At 44.5% G+C, this 13,057-nt stretch carries 9 protein-coding genes, 2 pseudogenes, 1 riboswitch and 1 other annotated feature; of the genes and pseudogenes, 4 read left to right on the top strand and 7 right to left on the bottom strand.

Annotation, left to right across the window (positions count from 1 at the left end):
- Positions 1 to 3: 3 nt before the first annotated feature.
- From hisB to UA76_RS04390, 5 genes and pseudogenes are all read right to left on the bottom strand, one after another.
- A pseudogene (hisB, locus tag UA76_RS04410) lies at positions 4 to 1,076 on the bottom strand (bifunctional histidinol-phosphatase/imidazoleglycerol-phosphate dehydratase HisB).
- Positions 1,077 to 1,132: 56 nt separating this feature from the next.
- Positions 1,133 to 2,172 (bottom strand): annotated as a pseudogene (gene hisC / locus UA76_RS04405) (histidinol-phosphate transaminase).
- Between the two features lie 11 nt (positions 2,173 to 2,183).
- A complete protein-coding gene (gene hisD, locus UA76_RS04400) occupies positions 2,184 to 3,482 on the bottom strand; it encodes a histidinol dehydrogenase (protein WP_047043492.1) in 1,299 nt (432 codons plus the stop codon).
- A gap of 6 nt (positions 3,483 to 3,488) precedes the next feature.
- A complete protein-coding gene (hisG, locus tag UA76_RS04395) occupies positions 3,489 to 4,385 on the bottom strand; it encodes an ATP phosphoribosyltransferase (protein ID WP_047043489.1) in 897 nt (298 codons plus the stop codon).
- Between the two features lie 52 nt (positions 4,386 to 4,437).
- Positions 4,438 to 4,574 (bottom strand) — a sequence feature (His leader region).
- Positions 4,575 to 4,783: 209 nt separating this feature from the next.
- Positions 4,784 to 6,385 carry a Na+/H+ antiporter NhaC family protein gene (locus UA76_RS04390; protein WP_047043486.1) on the bottom strand — a complete coding sequence of 534 codons (1,602 nt, stop codon included), beginning with the start codon at positions 6,383 to 6,385 and terminating at the stop codon, positions 4,784 to 4,786.
- A gap of 113 nt (positions 6,386 to 6,498) precedes the next feature.
- A riboswitch (Lysine riboswitch) is annotated at positions 6,499 to 6,682 on the bottom strand.
- Positions 6,683 to 7,182: 500 nt separating this feature from the next.
- Here UA76_RS04390 and UA76_RS04385 point away from each other — a divergent pair.
- Entirely contained in the window at positions 7,183 to 7,587 is a 405-nt protein-coding gene (locus UA76_RS04385; RefSeq protein WP_047043482.1) for an H-NS family histone-like protein, read from the top strand.
- A gap of 72 nt (positions 7,588 to 7,659) precedes the next feature.
- On the opposite strand, the gene UA76_RS04380 is transcribed toward UA76_RS04385, so the two are convergent.
- Together UA76_RS04380 and UA76_RS04375 are read right to left on the bottom strand one after the other, a co-directional pair.
- Entirely contained in the window at positions 7,660 to 8,964 is a 1,305-nt protein-coding gene (locus tag UA76_RS04380) for an inosine/guanosine kinase (protein ID WP_047043479.1), read from the bottom strand.
- Positions 8,965 to 9,196: 232 nt separating this feature from the next.
- Entirely contained in the window at positions 9,197 to 9,466 is a 270-nt protein-coding gene (locus tag UA76_RS04375; RefSeq protein WP_047043475.1) for a hypothetical protein, read from the bottom strand.
- 159 nt (positions 9,467 to 9,625) lie between these two features.
- Here UA76_RS04375 and mnmA point away from each other — a divergent pair, with 159 nt between their 5' ends.
- The 3 genes from mnmA (at position 9,626) to purB (ending at position 12,947) form a co-directional block, all read left to right on the top strand.
- Positions 9,626 to 10,747, top strand: coding sequence for a tRNA 2-thiouridine(34) synthase MnmA (gene mnmA, locus UA76_RS04370; protein ID WP_047043472.1), 1,122 nt, complete (start codon positions 9,626 to 9,628; stop codon positions 10,745 to 10,747).
- Between the two features lie 20 nt (positions 10,748 to 10,767).
- A complete protein-coding gene (hflD, locus tag UA76_RS04365) occupies positions 10,768 to 11,385 on the top strand; it encodes a high frequency lysogenization protein HflD (protein ID WP_047043469.1) in 618 nt (205 codons plus the stop codon).
- 191 nt (positions 11,386 to 11,576) lie between these two features.
- Complete coding sequence (purB, locus tag UA76_RS04360) at positions 11,577 to 12,947, top strand: adenylosuccinate lyase (protein ID WP_047043465.1); 1,371 nt, start codon at positions 11,577 to 11,579, stop codon at positions 12,945 to 12,947.
- Positions 12,948 to 13,057 lie beyond the last annotated feature (110 nt).

The following is a 13,057-nucleotide window of genomic DNA, read 5'->3' as shown; positions in this document are numbered from 1 at the left end:
CCCTTAAAGAACGCCTTTACTACTTGGCAGCTCATTTCCTTCCACTTTGATCGCTTGACGCAGTGTGCGGCCAAATGCCTTAAACAAGCTTTCAATGATGTGGTGATCATTGTCACCAGTAGAAGAAAGGTGAAGCGTACACGCTAGCGTATCGGTTAGCGAACGGAAGAAGTGGACCACCATTTCCGTCGAGAGGTCACCCACTTGCTCGCGGCTAAACTGAGCATCAAACTTCAGGTATGGGCGACCAGAAAGGTCTAGACCACATTGAGCTAGACACTCATCCATCGGCAAGCTAAAACCAAATCGGCCGATTCCACGCTTATCGCCAAGGGCGTCTTTCAGTGCTTGACCAAGTGCTAAAGCAGTATCTTCTACGGTGTGGTGATCATCAATGTGAAGGTCGCCTTTCACCGACAGCTTCAACTGGAAACCGCCGTGAGTAGCAATCTGATCCAACATGTGGTCAAAGAAGCCCATGCCGGTGTCAATCGAGTTACCACCCGTTTCGTCAAGATTTACCGCAACCTTGATGTCCGTTTCTTTAGTGGTTCTCACAACGTCTGCAGTACGAGCATTTACCGTCAAGTCTTTAACAATCTGTGCCCAACCCATAGTCTCCGGATTGTATTGGATACCACGAATCGCCATATTTTCCGCTAGCTGCAGATCAGTCTCACGATCGCCAATCACCACAGAGTGTTTAAAATCGACTTTACCGTCTTGCAGATATCCTTTTACCAGCCAAGATTAGGCTTACGGCATGAACAGTTATCTTCAGGGAAATGAGGGCAGATTAAGACATCATCAAACTTAACACCCTGTGATTCGAAGATTTCCATCATCATGTTGTGTGGAGCATCGAAGTCCGCTTGTGGGTAGCTGTCTGTACCCAAGCCATCTTGGTTTGTCACCATCACTAGGCGATAACCTGCGTCTTGAAGCCTCAAAAGACTTGGAATGACCAAAGGCTCTAGTTTGAGTTTGTCGAGTCGGTCGACTTGAAAGTCAACCGGTGGCTCAACAATCAAAGTACCATCACGGTCAATAAATAAGATTTTTTGTTGATTGCTCACAAGAACATCCTTTTACTTATAATTTTGTCTTCCATAGCAAAGCGCTCTGCACTCCTCTACAGGTAGAAATTTCGAATAAACCCAAGTGTTTTTTCACACTCTTCACGATTGCCAACGCTGATTCGAACGCAGTATCAATCGGCGAATTACGCAAGATAATCCCGCTATCCCACGCGGCTTTGAAAATAGCATCGCCATCTGGGAACTTAACCAATAGGTAGTTACCCCACCCCTCGAAGACTTCCAGACCTTCAATCATAGATAAGCCGACTTGCAGGTAAGCGCGATTAGCGTTCAAATCGAGTACCTGATACTTCGCTCGCGCTAAACCAGATTCAGAGAGAGCTTGAGTGGCGATTTCTGCAACCGGCACTGGCACTGGGTACGGAGCGATGACTTTCAGTAGAACATCGATAAGCTCTTTATTGGCGAGTGTAAAACCACATCTTAAGCCAGCCAATGCGAATGCTTTGGAAAGCGTTCGCAAAATTGCCAAATTAGGGTACTTAGCTAATAGATCTACCGTTGAGGCTTCAGGACAGAAGTCGATATACGCTTCATCCATCACGACAATGGCGCGGTCTTTAGTCATCTCAAGCAGCGAAACGATGTCATCGCGATTCACCAAATTGCCAGTTGGGTTATTTGGACTACAAACGAAAACGAGCTTGGTGGAATCTAGATTTTGCTTGATACCTTCAAGGTCTAATTGCCAATCCGATGTCAATGGAACAGTTTTGCGTTCAACCCCTATCGTTTCCGCGCTGATGGAGTACATTCCATAAGTTGGTGGACAATACAAAATGGCATCTTCACCCGGTTCACAGAAAGCTCGAATAAGTAACTCGATACCTTCGTCTGCGCCACGGGAAGTTAACGTCTGCTCAGGTTTCACGCCAGCATAGGCTGCATAAGCTTCAATTAGCTCCTTTGGCTGACATTCGCTGTAGCGATTGAGCCTTGCAAAGTCGGTCTTGTATTCATTATTGAATGGTGACTCATTGGCATTGAGCCAAACATCGCCACTACCGCCGATGCGGCGCGCTGACAAATAAGGGGTCAGCGCTTGAACTTGTTTACGTGCTAATTTTTCCATATCAGCCATCCTTACCCTTGTTGCGCCGCTAGCTTCTCAACTCGAATCGTCACAGCGCGCTTGTGCGCGTCTAGGCCTTCCGCTTCTGCCATTGTTACGACAGTAGGTGCTAAGTTACGCAGACCATCAGCAGAGAGCTCCTGAACTGTCATGCGTTTAGAAAAGTCAGCCAGACCTAAGCTTGAGTATGTGCGAGTGTAGCCGTAAGTCGGCAAAACATGGTTGGTTCCAGAAGCATAGTCACCTGCCGATTCAGGAGACCAATCACCCAAGAAAATAGAGCCTGCATTGTCTAATAGTGGCAGTAACTCTCTTGGCGCTTTTGTCTGAACAATAAGGTGCTCGGGGCCGTAAAAGTTAGAGATGGAGATACACTGAGTTAAAGACTCTGCGATGATGATCAGGCTTGACGCAAGCGCTTGCTGAGCGATGTCTGCGCGTGAAAGCTCTTTGAGCTGACGCGCTACCGCATCGGTTACTTGGTCAGCTACTACTTCCGTAGGTGTTACCAGCACCACTTGCGAATCCGGGCCGTGCTCTGCTTGGCTTAGCAAATCTGCTGCGATGAAATCTGCGTCTGCCGTTTCATCAGCAATAACCAGTACTTCTGATGGGCCAGCTGGCATATCAATCGCCGCGCCACGGAAGTCATTGCTCACTTGACGCTTAGCTTCTGTTACATAAGCGTTACCTGGGCCAAAGATCTTGTCGACTTTAGAAACGGTTTCTGTTCCATAAGCCATTGCAGCGACAGCCTGACCACCACCCACATTGTAGACTTCGTCAATGCCACACAGCTTTGCTACATAAAGGATCTCATCGGCAATTGGCGGTGGAGAACACAGCACGACTTTGCGACATCCAGCAATTTTTGCTGGCACACCTAACATGAGCACTGTTGATGGTAGTGGCGCACTGCCACCCGGAATGTATAGGCCCACAGTGTTAATCGCACGGGTTACTTGCTCACACACTACACCTGGTTGCGTTTCGACTTGAATAGGCTGAGGCTTCTGCGCTTTGTGGAATTTGGCAATATTACTATAAGCTTGCTCAAGAGCAGATTTCATTTGCTCAGTTAAGCGTGCGGAAGCTTGTTCAATCTCATCATTACTAACACGAATCGATTCAGGCTTAACCTTATCGAACTTCTCAGTCAGTTCGATAAGCGCAGCGTCACCTTTGCTGCGTACTTGGCTAATTACATCACTGACTGCAGCAGTAATGTTTGCCCCTTCAGTAATCGCAGGGCGCTCCAACACGCTATCTTGCTGCGACTCACTAAGTGATTGCCAAACAACTGTTCTCATGGCGAATTACCCCATCATTTTTTCAATAGGCAGTACAAGAATCGAGCTAGCACCTAGCTCCTTAAGTTGCTCCATCGTTTCCCAGAACAAGTTTTCTGTACTAACTAAATGAATGGCAACTTTCTCAGTGTCCATTGAAAGTGGAAGAACAGTTGGATCTTCTGCACCAGGTAGAAGGGCTTTAACTTGCTCTAATTGAGCTACTGGTGCGTGTAGCATGATGTACTTAGATTCTTTTGCTTGCTGAACGCCTTGCATGCGCGTCAGTAGCTTTTCGACTAATGCCACTTTGTCTGCATCAAATTCGCCAGTACGTTGAATAAGAGTCGCTTTCGATTTGAAAATGACTTCCGCTTCTTTTAGGCCGTTCGCTTCAAGCGTCGCGCCAGTAGAAACTAAGTCTGCAATCGCATCCGATAGGCCAGCGCGTGGAGCAACTTCTACAGAACCCGTCAGCATACAAGTGCTGAAGTTAATGCCTTGCTCATCCATGTAGGCTTTAAGAAGTTGAGGATAGGTCGTAGCAATACGCTTACCCGCAAGATCTTGAGGGCCGTTGTAAACCTCATCTTTATCAATCGCGATTGAAAGGCGGCAGCCACCGAAATCTAAACGACGCAGTTTTACGAATTCGTTTGGCTCACCTAGAGCTTTACGATCAAGACGAACTTCTTCTAACTCATTTTCACCGATGAAACCTAGGTCCACGACACCATCCATGATGAGGCCTGGAATGTCATCGTCGCGCACCAAAAGAAGATCGATTGGCATATTTAATGAATGAACCACTAAGCGCTCACCCATAATATTAAACTTAACACCGCATTTTTTAAGCAAGTCTTGGCATTCTTTACTTAGGCGGCCTTTTTTCTGGATTGCGATTCTTAAGCGCTGTGTCTGCATTGCGGTATCCCTGTGCAAAATATTGAATTTATTAAATTTTGTTAAGCTAAAAACTGAAAAACCCTCGGGAGTCTTTGGTCTCCCGAGGGTTTGAAATCTGTATTTTATGATTTAACCTCCGGGAGCTTCCTGCCTCCCGGGTATACGCATATCTCCCCGAAAGACTAGATAGGGTGATGATGGTGATGAATATTCATTACTAACTGGCGCATACTTATCAGCTCTTGGTTGTTTGCTGTCTTGGTATCCACACTAACTAAGCTAGTTGTGATTTGCAACAATTAATTAGCAGTTTTTCTATTAATTTTTTCATACACACGCAACTTATAAAAAAAGGAGGCCTAAGCTCCTTACTATATATTGCACTATGCAACTTACTTAATTTTGCAATTTATATACTAAGCGCTTTGACAGCTTGCCATTTTCGCTTTTGACATTACTGACAGACCAAAGCACACAATAACAAAAGTCACTGAGGCCGCCGCAAATGAAGCCGCTACAGATGCAGTCATACCCATAACAATAAAGCCAACACACGATACCAGTGCCACTGACAGTGCGTAAGGTAGCTGAGTAGCTACGTGGTCAATGTGATTACAACGCGCACCTGTTGAAGACAAAATCGTAGTATCTGAGATTGGAGAACAGTGATCACCAAATACTGAGCCTGCAAGTACTGCACTTAGCATTGGGAGCATTAGTGCAATATCAGTCGCTGCAGACATATCACCAGCGATTGGCAACATGATACCGAACGTACCCCATGATGTACCTGTCGAGAATGCCATCAAACCAGAAAGCAAGAACAGGATTACCGGTAGCCAATGTGGACCAATGCTTCCTTCAACCATTGATGAAAGGTAAGCACCGGTTTTCATGTCACCAATCACGGTACCAATTGTCCACGCAAAAATTAGGATGAGAATTGCACCGAACATGGATTTTGCACCAATCCACATAGTGATAACAATATCGCTAACCAATAGCTTTTGTTTTACCACTGTGATGATTGAAACCAACAAGCCTGCAATACCACCGTAGATTAGAGACGTGCCAACATCGGTATTCTCAAAAGCGCCTAATAGGTTAAACGCTTCACCGTCACCAGCGAGTGCTTGTCCACCTGTGTATAGCATCGCTGCCACAGTAGCAACAATCAAAGTCGCAATAGGAAGCACGAGGTCAGAAACTCTGCCATGCTCACTCTCTTTAATATCCAGCTCTTCATTAAGCTCGTGGGCTTCTTTAGTGTCATTCTCTTTGTCACCTTCAAAGCCACGACCTTGAGATGCTTCAATTTCATGCTTACGCATTTGACCAACATCTAGGCCGAACCAAACCACAGCAAACACCATAAGTAGTGCGAATACTGCATAGAAGTTCATCGGGATCATACGGACGTACGCACCAATTGCTGAATATTCAGTGACACCGTGCGCCACTAAGATACCTGCTACGATGGTCATAATGTATGCGCCCCAGCTAGAAGCCGGCATAAGAACACACATAGGTGCCGCGGTAGAATCTAGGATGTAAGCTAGTTTCGCACGTGATACGTAGTATCTGTCGGTGACTGGTCGCGAGATAGCACCCACGGCTAAGCTATTGAAGTAGTCATCGATAAAGATGAAAACACCCAAAAAAGCTGCTAGAAGCTTTGAGCCGCGTTTACTCTTCACTCGAGATTGCGCCCATTCAGCAAATGCGCGTGTACCACCTGACAACGTCAGTAGCGCTGTCATCATGCCAAGCAATACGAGGAATCCAACAATGCTCATGTTCCAGCTATTGATAGCGCCATCTTCGATGAACACGCTAGAAACCGTTGTACCAATGTAGCTTGCACTGTGAGAAATTGAGTAGTTTGATAGAAGCAATGCGCCTAGCACTACGCCCATACCCAAAGAGAGTAGAACGCGACGTGTGATGATCGCTAAGCTTAGCGCGACGATCGGTGGCAGCAAAGATAAAGGAGATGATGCAAAATCGATTAAATTCATGATCTTCAAAAACCAGTTATAAATGGTTAGAGATCTACTGCAGACAAATTACTCAAAGTCATTTTCAAGCAAAATGCTTATATAAGCGAAAGGGAAACGAATGCTTCACCCAACCCCACAGTAGCGCTCCATAGTGTTACAAAATTATAGACTATGGCAGTGTTGTTCCTATTCGGTAACAACCCCAGCAAGCTGCTTTGATTTGCAAGCATGCTTCGGCGAAAGCACCTTTCATAACCCGTCTTTGGTATCACCCTATTGGTTACTACTGATCGCTTTCGCTCCTCTACCGCCCTGATAACATGAAAAACTGTTGAAACTTCACTTTAACAACAATTTAACCATACAGAGCATTAGGTGGCGGCCATTCTACTTACATAGAGCCCAATTGCAATATCTTTAACTTAATAAAACATCAATTATTCTCGATATCACTCTTGATTAGACTTGGATGGAGATCACATGTATTCAATTTATGAAACTAAGCACTTAAAAATATACTAGTCTTATTTTCTCGTGTTTATTTTTACTCATCAACGCACATATATGGAATTTAAAACTAATACTTTGGTTCAATTAAAATAATCTAGATTCATAAATGAACTTCTTAGCTGAGTGTGACTCTCATTAGTTAAATCACATGTTTTTACACAGTAAACATCATATTTTGCATAAAAAATTGACCAAAATATTACGTAGCTAAGTAGTTATACTTAATTTACGCAAATAATATTGTCTAAATTAAAAATGCGGTTTAATATTGGTTTGTCGGCGAAATTTAATCCATAGGAATAGTCATGTCGGAATTAACAAAAACACTAACAAATATTCGCAGCTTGCGTGCGTTTTCTCGTGATTTAACTCTAGAGCAACTAGAAGAAGCTCTGGAGAAATTAACGATTGTTGTTACTGAGCGTCAAGAATCAGAAGCAGCAGAACGCGAAGCTAAAGCTGAACAAGAAGCTAAACTTGCTGCTATTGCTGATCAAATTGCTAAAGATGGTATCGATGTTGATGCCCTTATTTCTGCGCTATCTGGGGAAGCAACGAAAGGCAAATCTAAGCGTGCACCTCGCCCTGCTAAATACAAATATGTAGATGCTTCAGGCGCAGAAAAAACTTGGACAGGTCAAGGCCGTACGCCTTCTGTTATTCAAGCAGAGCTTGATGCAGGTAAATCGTTAGAAGACTTCGCTATCTAACCTTCTGAAAAGTTTGCATTTTCAAATTGCAGATTAAAAAAAGGCTCCTAATTAGGAGCTTTTTTTATTTTATTATCTTTCCCAGTATGCTTCTTCCAAGCTATCTTCACGCTCTGGAAGCCCACGAGAAAGTCTTGGAGAGTGTTGAACTAATACCTCATAACTTGCTCGGTTAGAATATTTACATACTTGTGAAAACGACGAGTAAGTTAAGAATGTATGCGCATGCTTGCTTGAATTAGGCACATTCTCTTTATGGTATTTATTCGCTGCCATATCATGAAGCAGAGCAGATAACGCGGCATCACCGGCACCGTTGGTATTTTTAATTTTCTCTGGTCCGCCCATATAGGGTGCAATATGAGAATAAACTTTAAGCGGCTCTTCGCATAATGACTTCGAAGCAGGGCGACTAAATTCAAATCGATTAAACTCTGCAATTGAGCCCGGTAATAACGGCAATGACGTCTCACGCTTTGCACTGTTTTCGGTATAACCCGCCATAAACAAGCCAACTGGGCCTGCAGTACATAATACTAAGTCGACCCAATCCAAAGCTTTATCTGAAGCAGCAAGTGGATCAGACTCACCGGTTAAGGCTTCTGCCTCATCTTCATTCATTGCAACCACAGCAACGTGATCATTTAGAAAATCTTGCCAGAACTTAGGATCATCTTGAATAACGAATTTAGTCCCTAGAGTTAATACTACTGGCACATCATATTTCTTCGCATACTCAATGGCTTTCATTGTTGCTTCTGGCATTGGGTCGCCTTCTTTACAACGAACTAGATAAGCCGTCAGAACCAATGCAGACGCATCTTCAAATATTTCTTCAGGGATATTCTCTGGGCTGAGTTTGTTCATTTGGCCTTCGCTAATTGCAAAGGTGCGTTCGCCATCTTCGGTAATTAATGCGAAACAGCGACCAATTGCACCGTCAACACCCTGCAAGTAATTAAGATCCATACGGCTAGAGGTATTACACAGATAACGGTATCCGTAGCTGCCAATTTTAATATCCTGACTCATAACACCGAGTAACGTTGACCGGTCATCGGCGAGAACAGAATAGTTATGAAGCGTATTACCGATAGTGCCACCAGCATACTCGTTAGTAATGAGTTCTTTGTCTTTTAGTTCGTTGTAGAGAGATTCGGCCGTTTCGTCATCAATAACTAATGAATGTCCTTTACTCAATTTGTACTTTTCAATTAACTCTGAGGTCACCGTCGCTTCTATATCAACCAAAGTTTGGTCAATCCCAATGATATGGGTAGAGGACATTGTTTTACTTTCTTGAGCTTGGCTAACAAGCGGATCACGAGCATCCACAGGAAAATAATGCTTCGACTTACGTTGACCAGGAAATTTCATAGTATAAATTCTGAACTAGAGGGACAAGGGACGGCGATTCTACCGCGCAGATCTTCAAGCGGCAATATGACTCATTATAGCAAACGTTTGCGAACGCAATTCAGAATGATGTGCTTCAGATAAGGCTCTTTAATTGGGTCAATTACAAAAAGAGCAGCTCTAAATAGCCGCTCTTGGTTCAGGTGCACGCACCTATTTAGATGGTAACGTGTTCGCAGTATTCACGCCCTAGTTACTCGCCTTCCATGAAGCTCAAATCCGGCAACATATCTAGATGTTCACTGTATCGTTTTAGATTGAATTCGCCTTCATTCTTCATTACATCAAAGATTTCAATTGCCACAGCACAAGCCATCATTGCTATCGCCTCATCACGGGGAGTACCTGTCATCATTAAACGCATTAACGTTTCTTTGGCTTTAACTGGATTGCCATCTTCCAGCTGATTTTCGACAACTTCGATCAGCTCAGCCTCTTGCATAAATTCGTTTTCAACAGTCATTATTCATCTCACACTTGTTTTCGCTAGACTATGCCATATATATGACTTAAATAGAAAGAAGATTAGCCACATAGGAAGTGTGATTTTGGTCTCGGATCTGTCCCCTAACCTCCCTTTCTGATAGAATCTGCGTCCAGTTAAATTGAGTGGTACTAAATCATGCCTAACACCTGTTCTGATAACAGCCAAAAGAAAGTCATCGTCGGTATGTCCGGTGGTGTTGATTCATCCGTTTCTGCCTATCTTTTAAAACAACAAGGCTACCAAGTGGAAGGCCTGTTTATGAAGAACTGGGAAGAAGACGACAACGAAGAGTACTGCACGGCAGCTGAAGACCTCGCCGATGCTCAAGCCGTATGTGATAAGTTAGGCATCCACCTTCACACCATTAACTTTGCAGCGGAATACTGGGACAACGTATTCGAGTACTTCCTTGCCGAGTATAAAGCGGGCCGCACTCCTAACCCTGATATTCTTTGTAATAAAGAAATCAAATTTAAAGCGTTCTTGGAGTTTGCCGACGAAGTCTTGGATGCGGATTACATTGCAATGGGCCACTACGTTCGTCGTTCATTTCCAGAGGGCGATGAGAAACCAAAAATGTTGCGTGGCTTAGACGGCAATAAAGACCAAAGTTACTTCCTATATACGCTAAGCCACGACCAAGTAGCACGCAGCTTATTCCCTGTAGGCGATTTAGAAAAGCCTGAAGTTCGTCGTATCGCCGAGGAGCAAGGACTCATCACTGCGAAGAAGAAAGACTCAACGGGCATCTGCTTCATCGGTGAGCGTAAGTTTACTGACTTCTTAGGCCGTTACCTACCTGCTCAACCAGGCAAAATTGAAACTCCAGAAGGCAAAGAGATTGGTGAACACCAAGGCCTTATGTACCATACACTAGGCCAACGTAAAGGCTTACACATCGGTGGCCAAAAAGGCGGTGGCGGTAATGAAGAGCCATGGTATGTTGCGGACAAAGATCTCAAACGCAATGTTCTAATTGCTGTTCAAGGTGCAGATCACCCACTGCTGAAGTCTCAAGGTTTGATCGCATCCCAACTTCATTGGGTTGACCGCGAAGTCATCAAAGAGCCAATGAGCTGCACAGTAAAAACACGTTACCGTCAAACAGATATCCCATGTACAATCATCCCTATTGATGATGAAAACATTAAAGTTATCTTTGACGAACCTCAAGTTGCAGTAACGCCAGGTCAGTCAGCTGTTTTCTATAAAGGTGATGCTTGCCTAGGTGGTGGTATCATTGAGCAACGCATTTAAATTTTAGGAGTATCACCAACGTGGCGAACACCATTTACGACCGCACTATCGCATTCGCAGGGATCTGTCAGGCCGTAGCTCTTGTTCAAGAGGTAGCGAAGAATGGTCATTGCGACCGAGACGCACTTGCAACCTCATTAAACGCGGTACTCAACACCAATCCAAACAGCACATTAAACGTGTTTGGGAAAGAGTCAGACTTAAAGCTAGGTTTAGAGTGCCTAGTGAAAGGCATTGACAGCACACCAGCGGGCAGTGAAGTAACACGCTATATCATCAGCTTGATGGCGCTTGAGCGTAAGCTTTATAGCCGCAACGATGCGATGGCTCAGCTTGGCGATCGCTTACAAATGCTTGAAAGACAGCTTGATCATTTTGAACTCCTTGATGAGCAAATGATCAGCAATCTAGCCAGTGTATACCTTGACGTGATTAGTCCGATTGGACCGCGCATTCAAGTAGCGGGTACGCCTTCCGTGCTGCAACAAACGTCGAATCAACACAAGGTAAGAGCGCTGTTACTATCTGGCATCAGAAGCGCTGTACTTTGGCGCCAAGTAGGCGGCAAACGACGCCACCTAATCTTTGGACGCAAAAAAATGGTTGAGCAAGCAAAGATTCTTCTTGCTCGCATGTAACACCAAACACAGAATTTTTAGCTCGCGCATGTCGCGAGCTTATTTTTTATAACGCCCTTTTTCATAGCTGGTTACCGATTCCTTCTATTACAGAACAAGCCAAACGCAAACGTTTGCGCAATGTTCGTGACAATTGTCAAAGTTATTGGTATAAAGCTCTCGAAATTTTGAAATTTGATTCAGGAGACCCCATGGAACTGTCAGCATTGACTGCTGTTTCACCAGTAGACGGCCGTTACGGAAGTAAAACTATTGCATTACGCAGCATCTTTAGTGAGTTCGGTCTACTTAAGTACCGCTCTATCGTTGAAATTCGTTGGCTACAAAAACTAGCAGCAACTGATGCGATCACAGAAGTACCAGCTTTCAGTGCAGAAGCGAACGCATTTCTAGACGAGCTAGCAGCTAACTTCAACGAAGAAGACGCAGCACGCATCAAAGAGATCGAGCGCACGACTAACCACGACGTTAAAGCAGTGGAGTACTTCCTAAAAGAGAAAGTAGCGGGTGTTCCTGAACTTCACGCAGTAAACGAATTTATCCACTTCGCTTGTACTTCAGAAGACATCAACAACACGTCTCACGCGCTAATGCTAAAAGAAGCACGTGACGAAGTTATTCTTCCTGAAATCCAAAACATCATCGATGCTATCAAAGCACTTGCTGTTGAATACCGCGATATCCCTCTTCTATCTCGTACACACGGTCAGCCAGCGTCTCCTTCTACTATGGGTAAAGAGATGGCAAACGTGGCGTACCGTATGGAGCGTCAATACAAGCAAATCGCTAACGTTGAAATCCTTGGTAAGATCAACGGTGCTGTAGGTAACTACAACGCTCACCTGTCTGCTTACCCAGAAGTTGATTGGCACCAGTTCTCTGAACAGTTCATCACTGAGTCTCTAGGCGTAACTTGGAACCCATACACAACTCAGATCGAACCACACGATTACATCGCTGAGCTATTCGATGCGGTTGCACGTTTCAACACTATCCTAATCGACTTCGATCGTGACGTTTGGGGCTACATTGCGCTAGGTCACTTTAAGCAGAAGACTATTGCTGGTGAGATCGGTTCATCAACGATGCCTCACAAAGTTAACCCAATCGACTTTGAAAACTCTGAAGGTAACCTAGGTCTTGCGAACGCAGTATTCGGCCACCTAGCTCAAAAACTGCCTATCTCTCGCTGGCAGCGTGACCTAACTGACTCTACAGTTCTTCGTAACCTAGGTGTGGGTGTTGGCTATGCAATCATTGCGTACACTTCTACTCTGAAAGGTATCAGCAAGCTAGAAGTTAACCGTGAAGCGCTTCTAGCAGAACTAGACCAAAACTGGGAAGTTCTTGCAGAACCTGTACAAACAGTCATGCGTCGCTACGGCATCGAGAAGCCATACGAGAAGCTAAAAGAGCTAACTCGTGGTAAGCGAGTTGACGGTGAAGCAATGCGTAACTTCATCGATGGCCTAGAGCTTCCAGAAGCTGAAAAAGCACGCTTGAAAGAGATGACGCCAGCAAACTACATTGGCCAAGCAATTGAGCTAACTGACAAGCTATAAGCGTTATATGAATTAGAAAGGCTTCCCTCGGGAAGCCTTTTTTGTATTCAAACTGCATTAGTAATTATTGAACAGCAAACACGCAGACACAAAAAAGGCCGCATTACGCC

Source organism: Vibrio mexicanus, from assembly GCF_001012815.1.
In the GTDB taxonomy this organism is placed as follows: Bacteria; Pseudomonadota; Gammaproteobacteria; order Enterobacterales; family Vibrionaceae; genus Vibrio; species Vibrio mexicanus.
This window is presented reverse-complemented; position numbering and strand designations above follow the sequence as displayed.